This window comes from Acinetobacter sp. 1124_18A, from assembly GCF_052824995.1.
In genome coordinates this window covers 96,498-110,996 of record NZ_VTDF01000008.1, presented here as the reverse complement: position 1 = coordinate 110,996, position 14,499 = coordinate 96,498, and the positions used below count along the sequence as shown (strand labels likewise).

Below are 14,499 nucleotides of genomic sequence, written 5' to 3'. Positions count from 1 at the left end.
CAGATTAGAATTATCGACTCAAAGATGGATGGTCTTTCCAGCAATATCGTTCAGGCCAATCTTTTGCTTCTTCGGCATAATCAATTCCAATTCGTGGCGTCAACACTACTTCAGGCTGAGTTGATGCCGCTTCAATCCACAGTCCCGTTTCTTCCCCTAAAGTCTGGCCTTTTAAAGTTCGATCAATACCCAAATAGCGTGTTAATTTGCCTGGTCCAGCTAGAAGCTTATATTCTTTTTTGGTTGAAGCACCATTTAAAAATGCAGAACGAATCATTACCCCTTCAGGGATGCCTTCTGTCTGAGTAATGAGATTGAGCATTTCATACATGCCATAAATTAAGTAGACATAAATCGTACCGCCAGAGCCATACATTACATCTGTTCGAGCAGTACGTTTATCATTGTAGCTATGGCAAGCTTTATCTCGAATACCCAAATAAGCTTCAGTTTCGGTAATCGTACAACGAATGACTTGTCCATCAGGTTGTCGCTTACACAACACACATCCAATTAAATCATAAGCCACTTCTGAGGTTTCACGTTGAAACCAGCTTAATGGTAAAATATCTGACATAGTAATCTCTGAAATATTACATACCACACGTTATACTTGATTAATCCAGTATATCTGTTAATTCTGCGAGTTGGCGATGCCTGAGTTACCCGAAGTCGAAACAACCAAAACCAGTTTATTTCCTCTATTAAATCAAAAAGTTCTAAGTGTTGAAGTACGTAACCCAAGCTTACGCTGGGCAATACCCGATGATGTTCAAAAACTTGTTGGGCAACGTCTTATTGGGTTAAACCGTCGTTCTAAATATATCTTGGCAGAGTTTGAACAAGATCAAATGCTCTGGCATTTAGGCATGTCAGGAAGCTTCCGCTTGTGTCAACCAAATGATGAGCTGAGAAAACATGACCACTTCATCATTCGCTTTGAAGAACATGAGTTACGCTATCATGACCCGCGTCGCTTTGGCTGCATTCTCTGGTTAAATTCTGAAACACAAGGAAAATTAATTGATACTTTAGGGCCGGAGCCTTTAAGTAACGACTTTAATGCAGAATATTTAGCTTCAAAACTTAAAAATAAATCTGTCGGCACAAAAATTGCAATTATGGATAATCATGTTGTGGTGGGTGTTGGCAATATCTATGCAACTGAAAGTTTGTTTAATGTCGGAGTTCATCCTGCTCAGCCAGCTGGAGACTTAAGTTTTCAGCAGATCGAGAAACTGGTTATCGAGATTAAACGAATTTTAAAATCGGCGATTGATTTAGGTGGTTCGACTTTACGAGACTACAGCAATGCCATGGGAGAAAATGGTTATTTTCAGCAGACACTTCTCGCTTATGGTCGTGCTGGAGAAATGTGCGTTAACTGTGAAACCCCTTTAGAAAATTTAAAACTTGGTCAACGTGCTAGTGTATTTTGCCCAGAATGCCAACCCCTCAAAAAGCCCAATAAGCTCTAGTTTTCAGAGGAAGTTACAATGCAAACAGCTATCGTTCGACATATTCTAGTCAAAGATAAAGACTTGGCAGAACAGTTAAAAAAGAAGCTACAAAGTGGCGCAGACTTTGCCAAAATTGCCAAGCAATATTCAACTTGTAATTCAGCAAAACGCGGTGGAGAACTAGGCGAAGTCAAAAAAGGGCAACTGGTTCCAGTGATTGATAAAGTGGTATTTACCGCTGCTGAACGTGTGTTACAAGGTCCAATCAAAAGCCAGTTTGGCTATCATCTTTTAGAAGTTAAATTCAGAATGGACAGTTTACGTTGATTCTATTATTTTAATGATGGTTTTCAGAAGCTTGAGCCTGCACATTCAGTTGATATGTCCAAGCCTTAACCATTTCTCCTGACTCAAGCTTCACATCTGCGATGACACGCTGGTATTGAAAACCTTCAAAATCATCAAGCATCTGCCAGTTTTCAGCCAGCTTTTCTGTGCTAAACAGATAACCCTCTATCCAATCTGCTTGCAAATCTAGCTCTAGTGCTTTTAGGCCTTTGTCTGGCCCCCAATCTAAAATGTGAATCACGCCTCGCACACTGGCTTTTGTCCATTGACCGCCAATCTGCTCTAAAATATGAGCATTTGCTTTATTTGGACATAAAGTTCCATATACAAAAAGCTGATTCATTTATTTATACCCCTTTTACAATATGCATAGCTGAGCTTATCGATAGCTTTCTAATTTTATCAATATCTTTAGCCCAACATAAAAATGCTTAGTCATAAAAAACGGCACCTTGAGTACCGTTTTTTATTAATTCAGAATATTGTTAAGCTTGCTTTTTCAACTCATCACGAATTTCACGCAATAATTGAACATCTTCAGGAGTTGCAGCCGGAGCTTCTGGCTCATTCTTATCACGGCGAAGTCTATTTAATAATTTCACCATTAAGAAAACGACCCAAGCCAAAATCAGGAAGTTAATTAAAATGGTGAGGAAATTACCATAAGTTAAAACATTGATACCTGCTTTTTGCAAAGCATCTAAAGATTGCAGGTTGGCAGGATTTGATCCTAGAACAATGAATTTCTGTGAAAAATCAACACCACCACCAGTAATCACACTGATAATTGGCATGATAATATCTTTTACCAAAGAGTCTACGATTTTGCCAAAAGCACCACCAATAATCACACCAATGGCTAAATCCATCATATTGCCTTTAATGGCAAATTCTTTAAATTCTTGAATAATACTCATCTAAACATCTCCAGATGTCGGGGGTCGAAACACGTCATATTTTTCTTTTTCATTGGCGTCATATCGATTTAGATAGTACTCGCCATGATATTGATAATTTAATATTTTTATCAAAAAAAAGAAAACTATCTCACACTTTAACAACATATTCTCTGATAAGAAAAATATGATTTTAAGCTTAGTTTAATTTTAAATATAACGATTAAAAAAACCGCTAAATGAATTTAGCGGTTTTTTCTTTTTCAGTTAAGAAAAATTATTTATCACGGTTACGTTTACGTTCGTTTTCAGTCAAGTAACGCTTACGGATACGAATTGATTTAGGTGTTACTTCAACTAATTCGTCATCTTCAATGAACTCAAGTGCTTGTTCAAGCGTGTATTCAACAGCTGGTGTCAACGTTAACGCTTCATCTGTACCAGATGCACGTACGTTTGTTAACTGTTTCGCTTTAGTTGGGTTAACAACCATATCATCTGAACGAGAGTTAATACCAATGATCATACCTTCGTAAACTTCTAACTGAGGTTTAGCGAATAGACGACCACGGTCTTGCAATGTGAATAATGCATAGCCCAAACAAACGCCTTGAACCATAGAAATCAACACACCGTTTTGACGTTTCGCAACAGTACCTTGTTTCATTGGACCGTAATGCGAGAAGCTTGATGTCATGATCCCTGTACCAGAAGTCATGGTCAAGAATTCAGAACGGAAACCAATTAAGCCACGTGAAGGAACAGTTGCTTCAATACGGATACGGCCTTTACCGTCAACTTCCATATTGGTCATTTCACCTTTACGGTAACCCATTTGTTCCATTACCGAACCTTGGTGCTGTTCTTCAACATCAAATGTTACGTTTTCGTATGGTTCTTGCTTTTCGCCGTCAACTTCTTTCAAAATTACTTGTGGACGTGATACGCCCATTTCGAAGCCTTCACGACGCATGTTTTCAATAAGAACTGAAAGGTGAAGTTCACCACGACCAGACACTTTGAAACGGTCTGGACTGTCAGTATCTTCAACACGTAATGCTACGTTGTGAATCAATTCACGATCAAGACGTTCACGAATGTTACGTGAAGTAACAAATTTACCTTCTTTACCCGCAAACGGTGAGTTGTTTACTTGGAAAGTCATCGTAACAGTAGGTTCATCTACAGATAACGGCGGTAAAGCTTCAACATTTTTCGGATCACAAATCGTGTCAGAAATATGAAGTGCATCGATACCTGTTACACAAACGATATCACCAGCATTTGCCTCTTCAACGTCAACGCGATCTAGACCATGGTAACCCATGATTTTTAAGATACGACCGTTACGTGTTTTACCTTCTTTGTCGATAACAGTTACAGGTGTGTTCAATTTAACTGAACCACGCTGAATACGACCAACACCGATAACACCTACGAAGCTGTTATAGTCAAGTGAAGAGATTTGCATTTGGAATGGACCATCAACATCAACTGCTGGTGGTTCAACGATATCTACAATTGTTTGGAACAATGGAGTCATGTCGTCAGCAAGTTCTTCTGGAGAAGGACCAGCAACACCACGAAGACCTGAAGCATAAACAACTGGGAAGTCTAACTGTTCGTCAGTACCACCTAAGTTATCAAACAAATCAAATACTTGGTCAATTACCCAATCAGGACGCGCACTTGGCTTATCTACTTTGTTGATAATCACGATTGGCTTCAAACCGCTCGCAAAGGCTTTCGATGTCACAAAACGAGTTTGTGGCATTGGACCTTCTTGAGAATCGACAAGAAGAAGTACGCAGTCAACCATCGACATTACACGTTCAACTTCACCACCGAAGTCAGCATGTCCTGGGGTGTCCACGATGTTAATGCGGTATTCTGTATTTGTACGCGCATCAGTCCATTTAATTGCAGTGTTTTTTGCAAGAATGGTAATACCACGTTCACTTTCAATTGCACCTGAATCCATCACACGCTCGATTTCACCCGCGCGATCACCTAATGCACCTGATTGTTGTAAAAGTTTGTCGACTAAAGTCGTTTTACCATGATCGACGTGCGCAATGATGGCAATGTTACGGAGTGTTTTAATATCTGACATGTAAATTCGATACGCCTAAAGTTTGAGGGCAAATTATACAGAAAAACACTACTCTTGAGTAGTGACAGTTTATTGACATTGACAAAAAAATTTCTAATAGCCTGTATTTCGTTTTGTAAAGATAGTTATCTCGATTAGAATAGCGCCAATTTGCAAAATTGCGGCGGACCTACACCCATGTCCAATCAACACTCTCAAGACCATTTAGACCTTGTTTATGGTTTAAATGATCGACCAAAACCTTTGATCGCTTTTTTAGCAGCTTTCCAGCATTTGCTTGCGATTATTGTACCAATTGTTACACCTGGCCTTTTAATTTGCTTAGCTTTAGGCGTTTCACGCACCGAAACTAACATGATTTTATCGATGTCTTTGGTGATTTCGGGTATTGCTACATTTCTACAATGTAAAAAAGTTGGTCCGTTTGGTGCAGGTCTTCTTATTGTTCAAGGCACAAGCTTTAACTTTATTGGCCCGATTATTGGTATTGGTAGTGCAATGGTTGCCGCAGGAACACCAGTAAACCAAGTTATGGCTGCAATATTTGGTGTAGTCATTGCTGGCTCCTTCATTGAAATGGGTGTTTCACAAATTCTTCCATGGGTGAAAAGACTCATTACTCCTTTGGTGACAGGTATTGTTGTTCTATTAATTGGCTTAACGCTTATTAAAGAAGGCTTGATTAGTATGGGTGGTGGCTATCAAGCCATGCAAGATCACACGTTTGCAAGTGCAGACAACCTTATTATGTCATGTACGGTACTTGCTATTATTATTGTGCTCAATCGTATTCGAGTGGTTTGGATTAAAAGCTCAGCTATTTTAATCGCCTTAGTGAGTGGTTACATTCTTGCTGGATTTATGGGTCATCTAGATTTCTCTGGTATTAAAGACGCGCCACTCGTACAAATTCCAACACCCATGCACTTTGGTTTGAGTTTCTCTTGGGGATTATTCATTCCAATGGCATTCATTTATTTGGTGACTTCTTTAGAAGCAATTGGTGATGTGACAGCAACCAGTAAGCTTTCCAACCAACCTGTTAATGGTCCTGAATGGATGAAACGCATTAAAGGTGGTGTATTAGTGAATGGTGCAAACTCTTTGCTAGCTGGTCTTTTTAACACTTTCCCTAGTTCTGTTTTCGCTCAAAACAATGGTGTAATTCAACTCACTGGGGTTGCTAGCCGCTATGTAGGGATCTGGATTGCTGGATTACTCATTTTATTAGGTCTATTCCCTGCAGTAGCTGGTGTTATACAAGCAGTTCCTCAAGCCGTATTAGGTGGCGCTGTTATGGTCATGTTCGGCGCAGTAGCTGCATCAGGCATTAATATTCTTTCTTCAGTTCACCTTGACCGCCGAGCATTATTAATTATTGCCATCTCACTTGCATTAGGTTTAGGTGTTGCTCAAGTGCCTCAAATTTTAGAGCACCTTCCAGAATTATTTAAAAATATTTTTAGTTCTGGTGTGGCAACAGGTGGTATCGCAGCATTAATTTTAAATGTTGTGCTTCCTGAAACGCATAAATAACTAACTTTTAATTTTGATTACTGCCCAGCTCCCACTGGGCATTCTTCTTCATGAGAGATGTACATGGATCCTAGAAGTGAAGTGGTATTAAGACAGCAAGACTATTTGAAAGGTAGAATCTTGTTAATTAATGCACCGAATGATGCCTTAGTTAGTCAATTACCCGCTGGGACTGATGCGTCAGTCTGGACATGGAACCATGCTGACTATAAGGGTTTTATCAATAGCGGAACAAAAGTGCACTTTTCAGTTGAGTTTCCATCACAAGAATTCGACCAAGCAATCATTTTTGTTCCAAAATCTAAAGAGCTCTTAAATTACATTTTGCATGTACTGATGAGTCATCTTAAAACCAATCAATCTGTTTTTTTAGTCGGTGAAAAAAAAGGTGGTGTAGAAAGAGCCGCTAAACAATTACAAAGCTTCGGCAAAGTACTAAAACTTGATAGTGCTCGCCACTGTCAGTTATGGCACTTAAAGATTGAGAAAACAGAACAAATTAAACCTCTAGAAAAATGGCTTAAAACTTATACTGTTCAGGTTAATGAACAAGAGCTTACGATTTGTGCCCTTCCCGGTGTTTTTAGTCAAAATCATCTAGATGTCGGAACTGCTGTTTTACTCCCTTATCTTAATCAGGTGAAATCAGGTAGAATTGCCGACTTCGGGTGTGGTGCTGGAATTATCAGTTGCTATTTGGCAAAAATAAATTCAAGTAATATTATTCATGCCCTAGATATTGATGCTTTCGCTTTACGGTCAACGGAAATGACTTTTAGTCGAAATGGAATAAGTTCAGACCAGTTGAGATTGCAGCCTGTAATAGGTATTGCAGACGCTCCAACAGAACTCGATGCCATTGTCAGTAATCCCCCTTTTCATCAAGGTATTCATACCGACTATGATGCAAGTGAAGGACTCTGCCAGAACGCTAAAAAACATTTAAAGGCATCAGGCGAGCTATGGATTGTAGCAAACCGTTTTTTAAACTATCCGATCTTAATTGAGAAGCACTTTGGTCAGTGCCAGATTAAAACTGATCTTCAAGGCTTTAAGGTGTTATATGCCTGTGCATAACAAACTATGTAAGGAATCTCCATGAGCGAAACACATGCTCCTGAAAAACTCCAGCGTAAGCTTGGGGCTCGTCATCTGAATATGATCGCCATTGGTGGTTCCATTGGTACAGGCCTCTTCCTTGCTTCTGGCTCAACCATTGCAAATGCTGGCCCAGGTGGAGCACTACTCGCCTACTCTCTCATTGGCATTATGATTTACTTCTTAATGACCAGTTTAGGTGAGCTTGCAACCCACAATCCGACTTCTGGGGCTTTTTTTACATATGGCAGTCGTTATGTCGAAGAAGGCTTTGGCTTCGCTTTAGGCTGGAACTATTGGTATAACTGGGCAATTACGGTTGCCTTCGAACTTGTTGCAGTTCAGTTTATTATGAAGTTCTGGTTCCCTGATATTCCAGGCTTCTACTGGAGTGCCCTGTTCCTTATCGTAATTTTTGCAATCAATGCCATGACAGTAAAAGGATTCGGCGAAAGCGAATTCTGGTTCTCAATGGTAAAAGTCATCGCCATCGTTGCTTTTATTATTATTGGCTTAGCCATGATCATTAAGATTATGCTAACTCCAGGTGTGGCAGCTTTTGGAAACTGGACCTATAAAGAAGCACCTTTTGTGGGTGGTTTACAGGCCATGATCGGTGTAGCAATGATTGCTGGATTCTCTTTCCAAGGAACAGAAATGGTTGGAGTTGCTGCTGGTGAATCGAAAGATCCAAAGAAAACGATTCCACTAGCAATCAAACAGATTTTCTGGCGAATCTTATTATTTTATATCTTATGTATTTTCATTATCGGCACTCTCATTGCCTATGATGACCCAAATTTACTGCAAGCGGCTACCACTGAAAATATTGCGCTTTCTCCATTTACATTGCTCTATGAAAGAGTTGGCTTTGCTTTCGCTGCTGGTTTAATGAATGCTGTGATTCTAACTGCTATTTTGTCAGCAGGTAACTCTGGCATGTACTCTTCAACTCGTATGTTGTTTAAAATGGCTCAGGAAGACCGTGCGCCAAAGTGGTTTGGAAAGCTTGATAGTCGTGGCGTTCCAATGAATGCATTATATGCCACAACATTTATCGCTGCTTTTTGTTTCTTAACAACTTTTATTGGTGAAAAACAAGTATTTAACTGGCTACTTAATATGTCAGGTATGTGCGGTTTTATTGTTTGGCTGGGCATTGCGATTTCGCACTATCGTTTCCGCAAAGGTTATATTGCTCAAGGATATAAATTAGAAGATTTAGCTTATCGCGCCAAATTTTTCCCATTTGCCCCTTGGTTTGCATTTATCCTCTGTTCAATCATTATTTTAGGACAAAATTATCAAGCCATTTTAGGCGGGAAAATTGACTGGTTAGGTCTACTTTCAACCTATATTAGCTTGCCATTATTCTTAATTATTTGGTTAGGCTACAAGTGGAAATACAAAACTAAACTGATCCCTTACGACCAAATGAATGTGAAGCCAGAGCAAGACTAAAAATTGGTAATTCAAATAAATCAAAGATCAAAAACTTGATCTTTGATTTAAAAGGCGTAAAATGCCGTTCAGATTTTCAACGGCGCTTTTAAATAAGGAGGACATCATGCCAACACTACAAGGTAAAACAGATTAAATAATTTGGCACGATGTCAGCTCACGGACAAGTGTACAAATTCACTTCACTTGTCCGAATGCTCAAATTTAAGACCTAGCATTCGCTAGGTTTTTTTATGCCTGCTCGGACAAAAATAAGAGAAAAATTATGGGCATACAAAAAATATTAAACGAGGAAGCACTTTACGGTGTTCCCGTTAAAATTTTCACTCAAGATATAGATAGTGAAAGTATCGAACAACTCAAAAAAATGGCTCAACTCCAATTTATCTATTCACATATTGCAGTAATGCCAGATGTTCACGTAGGAAAAGGCGCAACTGTAGGTAGTGTTATTCCAACTAAACACGCCATTATTCCTGCTGCAGTCGGTGTAGATATTGGCTGTGGAATGAATGCAATTCGCTTAAGCCTAAAGGCCTCACAACTGCCTGATAACTTGAGTCGTTTACGCGATGCAATCGAACGTAAAGTACCGGTCGGATTTGCTTTGCATAAACAAGTTAAAGCAAAAGCTTCTAGCATTATTCCACTTGAAAAACGCTTAGAGCCCATTATCAAAAAGCATCCTAGCCTTGTTCGAATGCTTCGACAGTTTGATGCCACATGGCAAAAACAACTTGGTACTTTAGGTGGTGGCAACCACTTTATCGAACTATGTATTGATGAAAATCAAGACTTATGGGTAATGCTACATTCAGGTAGCAGAGGACTGGGTAACGTTATTGGTACTTATTTTATTGAGTTAGCCAAAAAAGAAGCTCAGCATCGCTTTGGTCATGTACCTGATAAAGACTTAAGTTATTTTGCCGAAGGCTCAAAAAGTTTTGATGATTATGTAGAAGCTGTAGAGTGGGCTCAAGAATATGCTTTTGAAAATCGCAAAGAAATGATGCGTTTAATTTTAGAGGCGATTCGTCCAATTCTTCCCTCTTTTCAAATGACAAAAGAGGCTATTAATTGTCATCATAATTACGTAAGCCGTGAAACACATTTCGGTGAAAGTTTATTGATTACCCGAAAAGGTGCAATTCGAGTAGGCTTAGATGAATTAGGGATTATCCCTGGTTCAATGGGAGCACGCTCTTATATCGTCAGAGGTAAAGCAAATCCTGAGTCATTTTGTTCTTGTTCTCATGGAGCAGGTCGCAAGATGAGTAGAAGCAAGGCAAAGACTCTTTTTAACCAACAAGATCTTATTGAACAAACCCAAGGGATTGAATGTCGTAAAGACAGTGGTGTTATCGATGAAATCCCAAGTGCTTATAAAGATATTGATGAAGTCATGGCAAATCAGGCTGACCTCATTGAAGTTGTTCACACTCTTAAACAAGTTTTATGTATTAAAGGTTAAAACATGAAAATTAAAGAAATGTCAAAAATCAAAGTCCGTAATCAGGTTGCTCTTTCCCCTTTACTTCACAAAGGTGGGATTCATGAAACGGAAAAACCTCGGGCGCAACATCGTAGAGATAGACAAGATACTAAACAGCAATTGAGAAAAGGTGATTGGTAAATAATTTAGAACAAGATCGAAAGTAATTATTAAGGAGACATAGAAATGATTAAATATTTTAAAAATCGCAATAAAAAAAGCGACTCTAACGAGTCGCTTTTTTACTGTTCAAGAACTCAAATTATTGAGCTGCTGCAGGAGCTGCCGCTTCTTGACCAGGTTGAACAACTACAGTACGGCTACCAGTGATTGTCGCGAATACACGACGGTTCATAGCACGGCCTTCTTTAGTTTTGTTGTCAGCAATCGGTTGATCCCAAGCGAAACCTTGAGTAGACAAACGAGATGCATCAACGTTATATTCGTTTACAAGAGCTGATTTAACAGAGTTAGCACGAGCTAAAGATAAACGTTCGTTTAACTTACGTGGACCAGTGTTATCTGTGTGACCTTCGATACGTGCAGTAGCGTTAGGGTATTCAGTTAACTTCTCAGCAACTTTAGCGATTTCTGGCTTGTATTGGTCTTTGATGTTTGATTTGTTAGTATCAAAGAACACACGAAGTTCCATGTTAAGGTCTTCAGTTAACTCTTGTGGTTGTGGAGCAACTGGAGTTGGTTCAACTGGAGCAACTTCTACTACAGGAGCAGCAGGCTTCAAGTGACCACCAAGAACTACGTTTAAACCAGCAAGAGCTGTATAGTTCCAGAATTTTTCGTCAAAGTTATAAGTACCACGAGCTTCTGTACGAAGAGATAAAGCATCGTTTAAGCGCCAGAAAGCACCAAAACCAGCATTACCTAAAGTACCTTCTTCATCGTTATGGTACGCAAGATCAGGAATCTCGTATTTGTAGTGACCAGCACCTAACAATACGTATGGCTTGATTTTGCTGTCATAGTTTTTAGTGATTAAATCAGAAGTAACATAGAAGTTACCGTTGATTTGTTTTTGTTTGTATTCAGCGCCAGCTGCAAGGCCGTTTACATCACCTTTAACTTGGTTATATTCAGCTTCGAAACCTAACCATGGTGTTAACTCAATACCAAGAGCAGCACCAACGAATAAATCGTCTTGTAGTTCAGGTCCGTTAGTTAACTCGCCATCTTTACCGCCATTGTTGTGTTGAGTGTCTTGGAAAGTGTAACCAAGCAATAATGGTGTAACAGTTACGCCAGCATTAGCAGCAGCTAAAGGTGCAGCGACAAGCATAGCAAGTGCAATACGACTCAATTTCATGGATATCCTCCAGAGATAACAATTGTTGTTCAAGCTCAGCCTAAATTTATTGGCCCCTGAGATATTTTCACCCCAGTATTATTTTTAAGCTATTCACATTTGAATCATACAAACACTTGATAGACTTTCCAAGTGCTTGATAATTTTAATCAAGTAAATTATTGACAAAATTACTTACAATTTCCGTTGTAATTCGGTAATTTTTTACTCAACTAGTAAATATGAACAACTTCTGTGTTTCGCTCAGGGTGATTTTACCAGTATTCTAGCGTCCTGATAACCTTTATTTAATTTTGTGTTTCCTCATTATAAAAATCCATATAAATCATTGATAGAACGCATAAAATCAAAACACTTCTTTATATATTAAGGAATTTTAATGTTTAAATCTCTCGGTTTCACATTGATGGAACTCACTGTAACGCTCGCAATTCTTATGATTATGTTCACCCTAGCCGTTCCTTTATATCATCAATTGATGGCTTCGTTAGAATTAAAAAACACGCCTCGACTACTGACAATTCATATACAAAAAGCCAAATACGACGCAATTCTGCGACATAAGAGTGTCGTACTTTGCCCAAGTGTTGATTTAACGCTATGTAATAGTAATTGGGATACAAGCCTTATAAGCTTTGTAGACAAAAATCATAATCTACAAAGAGAAAGCGATGAAGAAATATTGACCAATATTGAGCTTAATCATCGTTATGGTTCTTTAAAATTTCAAAAATTCGGCAAAAAAATAAATAGTATTGTATTTCAGGGAGACACCGGACTGCCACGTGAGTCTAATGGCAGTTTTACGTATTGTTCTTACGATCAGCTTAAAAACTTTAAATTAGTTCTCAGCAAAATGGGGCATATTCGTTTAGAAGACCTTAAAAATTGTTAGAACTCTACAGTCTAATGCAGAAAATATTTCTCTGTGTTTTTTGCAATATACTGCCTAGGTTTTAAAAATTTCTTATTTTGAGATTAAGAATAACCGGAGATTACAACAATGACTGACATCGTAATTATTAATGGTGCTCGTACTGCTATGGGTGGTTTTCAAGGAGCACTATCAGGACTTACAGCGCCTGAATTAGGTGCTGTAACCATTAAAGAAGCAATCGAAAGAGCAGGTTTACAACCTACTGATGTCGAAGAAGTCATTATGGGCTGTGTTCTTCCTGCTGGCTTAAAACAAGGCCCTGCTCGTCAAGCAATGCGTAAAGCAGGCTTACCTGATTCTACAGGCGCTGTAACTATTAATAAGCTTTGTGGTTCTGGCATGAAAGCAGTAATGCAAGCAACCGATATGATTAAAGCAGGCAGTGCTGAAATTGTTGTTGCTGGCGGTATGGAGTCTATGACGAATGCACCTTATGTTTTACCAAAAGCACGCGCTGGCTATCGTATGGGCCATGGTGAAATTAAGGATCATATGTTTCTTGATGGACTTGAAGATGCAGAAACTGGTCGTTTAATGGGTTCTTTTGCCCAAGATATGGCAAATACACGTGGCTATACACGTGAGCAAATGGATGACTTTGCAATTCGTTCTTTGAAACGTGCTCAAACAGCAATTACCGAAGGTTATTTCAAAGATGAAATTGTTTCGGTTACCGTACCTAGTCGCAAAGGTGATGTTATTGTTGATCAGGATGAACAACCCTTAAATGCAAAGATCGACAAAATTCCTTCACTTAAACCAGCTTTTGCAAAAGACGGTACAATTACCGCAGCAAACGCTAGTTCTATTTCGGATGGTGCATCTGCATTAGTATTAACTTCAAGTGAAGTTGCAGCTCAACGTGGTTTACAGCCACTTGCGAAAATTATTGCGACAGCTTCAAACTCTCAGCATCCTTCAGAATTTACAATTGCCCCTGTTGGTGCCATAGAGAAAGTTCTAAAAAAAGCGGGTTGGAATGCTCAAGATGTTGATCTATGGGAAATTAACGAAGCTTTTGCTATGGTTACCATGTGCCCAATTGATGATTTCAAACTTGATGCTGAAAAAGTCAATATCAATGGCGGTGCTTGTGCATTAGGTCATCCAGTAGGTTCTACAGGTTCTCGTATTATTCTTACGCTTATTCATGCGCTGAAACGTACTGGCGGTAAAAAAGGTATTGCAGCACTTTGTATTGGCGGTGGTGAAGCAACAGCCGTTGCGATTGAACTTATTTAATTAAAATTAACTATTTTAAAATCCCACTTCGGTGGGATTTTTTTATGAAAAAACTACAAAAAATGACCCACAAAATCACTTTTAAGTTTTAACTTATTCTTTTAAACGAAAACAACAATGGACAATAACAATGCAACTCAATCACTACCTCAATTTCCAAGGTCAGGCAGAGCAAGCCTTTAATTTTTATAAATCAGTATTTGGTGGTGAATTCGCCATGCTGAGCCGCTATGGTGATATGCCACCTACAGAAGGTGTGACATTATCTGAAGCGAATAAAAATCTGGTTCTTCACGTATCTCTACCCATTAATGAATACACTGTACTTATGGCATCAGATACAAATGATCAGTTCTGTGCGCCTAACAGTATTTTTACCCAAGGCAATAATCACTACATCGCAATTAATCTTGAAAAGGACGAGCAAGAAAAGGCTAAACAACTTTTTGATGCGTTGTCTGTTAATGGTCAAATTGAAATGCCTCTAGAAAAAACATTCTGGGGAGCATTATACGGAGCGTTTACCGACCAATTTGGTATAAAGTGGATGGTCAATTGCCAATTAGACACATAAATCCTGATATAAAAAATCCCG

Annotated in this window: 15 protein-coding genes; 10 read left to right on the top strand and 5 right to left on the bottom strand. The window is 38.9% G+C overall.

The features are described 5' to 3' along the window. Positions 1–10 precede the first annotated feature (10 nt). Positions 11–577 carry a DNA-3-methyladenine glycosylase gene (locus FY048_RS15525; RefSeq protein WP_446091731.1) on the bottom strand — a complete coding sequence of 189 codons (567 nt, stop codon included), beginning with the start codon at positions 575–577 and terminating at the stop codon, positions 11–13. 76 nt (positions 578–653) lie between these two features. Between FY048_RS15525 and mutM the strand changes: the two genes are divergently transcribed. Together mutM and FY048_RS15515 are read left to right on the top strand one after the other, a co-directional pair. Then, the gene (gene mutM / locus FY048_RS15520) at positions 654–1,478 is read left to right on the top strand and encodes a bifunctional DNA-formamidopyrimidine glycosylase/DNA-(apurinic or apyrimidinic site) lyase (protein WP_446091730.1); all 825 of its coding nucleotides are present in this window, start codon (positions 654–656) and stop codon (positions 1,476–1,478) included. An 18-nt stretch (positions 1,479–1,496) separates the two neighbouring features. After that, a complete protein-coding gene (locus FY048_RS15515) occupies positions 1,497–1,787 on the top strand; it encodes a peptidylprolyl isomerase (RefSeq protein ID WP_446091729.1) in 291 nt (96 codons plus the stop codon). A gap of 10 nt (positions 1,788–1,797) precedes the next feature. Here the strand turns inward: FY048_RS15515 and FY048_RS15510 are convergent, their stop codons facing one another. The 3 genes from FY048_RS15510 to typA all read right to left on the bottom strand — a co-directional run bounded on the left by FY048_RS15510 (position 1,798) and on the right by typA (position 4,817). After that, a complete protein-coding gene (locus FY048_RS15510) occupies positions 1,798–2,151 on the bottom strand; it encodes a gamma-glutamylcyclotransferase family protein (RefSeq protein WP_446091728.1) in 354 nt (117 codons plus the stop codon). Positions 2,152–2,293: 142 nt separating this feature from the next. After that, positions 2,294–2,725, bottom strand: a complete 432-nt coding sequence (mscL, locus tag FY048_RS15505) for a large conductance mechanosensitive channel protein MscL (protein ID WP_446091727.1) — start codon at positions 2,723–2,725, stop codon at positions 2,294–2,296. A 256-nt stretch (positions 2,726–2,981) separates the two neighbouring features. Further along, the gene (typA, locus tag FY048_RS15500) at positions 2,982–4,817 is read right to left on the bottom strand and encodes a translational GTPase TypA (RefSeq protein ID WP_003655262.1); all 1,836 of its coding nucleotides are present in this window, start codon (positions 4,815–4,817) and stop codon (positions 2,982–2,984) included. A gap of 177 nt (positions 4,818–4,994) precedes the next feature. On the opposite strand from typA, the gene FY048_RS15495 reads away from it, so the two are divergent. The 5 genes from FY048_RS15495 to FY048_RS15475 all read left to right on the top strand — a co-directional run bounded on the left by FY048_RS15495 (position 4,995) and on the right by FY048_RS15475 (position 10,545). Beyond that, a complete protein-coding gene (locus FY048_RS15495; protein WP_016137158.1) occupies positions 4,995–6,353 on the top strand; it encodes a uracil-xanthine permease family protein in 1,359 nt (452 codons plus the stop codon). A gap of 63 nt (positions 6,354–6,416) precedes the next feature. Continuing rightward, positions 6,417–7,430 (top strand): methyltransferase, encoded by a 1,014-nt coding sequence (locus FY048_RS15490; RefSeq protein WP_446091726.1) that lies wholly within the window; start codon positions 6,417–6,419, stop codon positions 7,428–7,430. A 21-nt stretch (positions 7,431–7,451) separates the two neighbouring features. Then, positions 7,452–8,912 (top strand): amino acid permease, encoded by a 1,461-nt coding sequence (locus FY048_RS15485; protein WP_446091725.1) that lies wholly within the window; start codon positions 7,452–7,454, stop codon positions 8,910–8,912. Between the two features lie 265 nt (positions 8,913–9,177). Then, positions 9,178–10,383, top strand: a complete 1,206-nt coding sequence (locus FY048_RS15480; RefSeq protein ID WP_446091724.1) for an RtcB family protein — start codon at positions 9,178–9,180, stop codon at positions 10,381–10,383. A 3-nt stretch (positions 10,384–10,386) separates the two neighbouring features. After that, on the top strand, positions 10,387–10,545 hold the full coding sequence (locus tag FY048_RS15475) for a hypothetical protein (RefSeq protein WP_446091723.1): 159 nt from the start codon (positions 10,387–10,389) through the stop codon (positions 10,543–10,545). Between the two features lie 121 nt (positions 10,546–10,666). Here the strand turns inward: FY048_RS15475 and omp38 are convergent, their stop codons facing one another. Further along, a complete protein-coding gene (gene omp38, locus FY048_RS15470) occupies positions 10,667–11,725 on the bottom strand; it encodes an outer membrane protein Omp38 (RefSeq protein ID WP_016137162.1) in 1,059 nt (352 codons plus the stop codon). Positions 11,726–12,104: 379 nt separating this feature from the next. Between omp38 and FY048_RS15465 the strand changes: the two genes are divergently transcribed. From FY048_RS15465 to FY048_RS15455, 3 genes are all read left to right on the top strand, one after another. Continuing rightward, positions 12,105–12,620: a GspH/FimT family pseudopilin gene (locus tag FY048_RS15465; RefSeq protein ID WP_446091722.1), complete on the top strand. Its 516-nt coding sequence runs from the start codon at positions 12,105–12,107 to the stop codon at positions 12,618–12,620. A 108-nt stretch (positions 12,621–12,728) separates the two neighbouring features. Continuing rightward, entirely contained in the window at positions 12,729–13,904 is a 1,176-nt protein-coding gene (locus tag FY048_RS15460; RefSeq protein WP_446091721.1) for a thiolase family protein, read from the top strand. 130 nt (positions 13,905–14,034) lie between these two features. Continuing rightward, complete coding sequence (locus FY048_RS15455; protein ID WP_446091720.1) at positions 14,035–14,478, top strand: VOC family protein; 444 nt, start codon at positions 14,035–14,037, stop codon at positions 14,476–14,478. The last annotated feature ends 21 nt before the right edge of the window (positions 14,479–14,499 follow it).

Bases quoted from the DNA above. Each gene is read 5' to 3' on its own strand.
- FY048_RS15525 (WP_446091731.1), bottom strand. From the start codon at position 577: ATGTCAGATATTTTACCATTAAGCTGGTTTCAACGTGAAACCTCAGAA.
- mutM (WP_446091730.1), top strand. From the start codon at position 654: ATGCCTGAGTTACCCGAAGTCGAAACAACCAAAACCAGTTTATTTCCT.
- FY048_RS15515 (WP_446091729.1), top strand. From the start codon at position 1,497: ATGCAAACAGCTATCGTTCGACATATTCTAGTCAAAGATAAAGACTTG.
- FY048_RS15510 (WP_446091728.1), bottom strand. From the start codon at position 2,151: ATGAATCAGCTTTTTGTATATGGAACTTTATGTCCAAATAAAGCAAAT.
- mscL (WP_446091727.1), bottom strand. From the start codon at position 2,725: ATGAGTATTATTCAAGAATTTAAAGAATTTGCCATTAAAGGCAATATG.
- typA (WP_003655262.1), bottom strand. From the start codon at position 4,817: ATGTCAGATATTAAAACACTCCGTAACATTGCCATCATTGCGCACGTC.
- FY048_RS15495 (WP_016137158.1), top strand. From the start codon at position 4,995: ATGTCCAATCAACACTCTCAAGACCATTTAGACCTTGTTTATGGTTTA.
- FY048_RS15490 (WP_446091726.1), top strand. From the start codon at position 6,417: ATGGATCCTAGAAGTGAAGTGGTATTAAGACAGCAAGACTATTTGAAA.
- FY048_RS15485 (WP_446091725.1), top strand. From the start codon at position 7,452: ATGAGCGAAACACATGCTCCTGAAAAACTCCAGCGTAAGCTTGGGGCT.
- FY048_RS15480 (WP_446091724.1), top strand. From the start codon at position 9,178: ATGGGCATACAAAAAATATTAAACGAGGAAGCACTTTACGGTGTTCCC.
- FY048_RS15475 (WP_446091723.1), top strand. From the start codon at position 10,387: ATGAAAATTAAAGAAATGTCAAAAATCAAAGTCCGTAATCAGGTTGCT.
- omp38 (WP_016137162.1), bottom strand. From the start codon at position 11,725: ATGAAATTGAGTCGTATTGCACTTGCTATGCTTGTCGCTGCACCTTTA.
- FY048_RS15465 (WP_446091722.1), top strand. From the start codon at position 12,105: ATGTTTAAATCTCTCGGTTTCACATTGATGGAACTCACTGTAACGCTC.
- FY048_RS15460 (WP_446091721.1), top strand. From the start codon at position 12,729: ATGACTGACATCGTAATTATTAATGGTGCTCGTACTGCTATGGGTGGT.
- FY048_RS15455 (WP_446091720.1), top strand. From the start codon at position 14,035: ATGCAACTCAATCACTACCTCAATTTCCAAGGTCAGGCAGAGCAAGCC.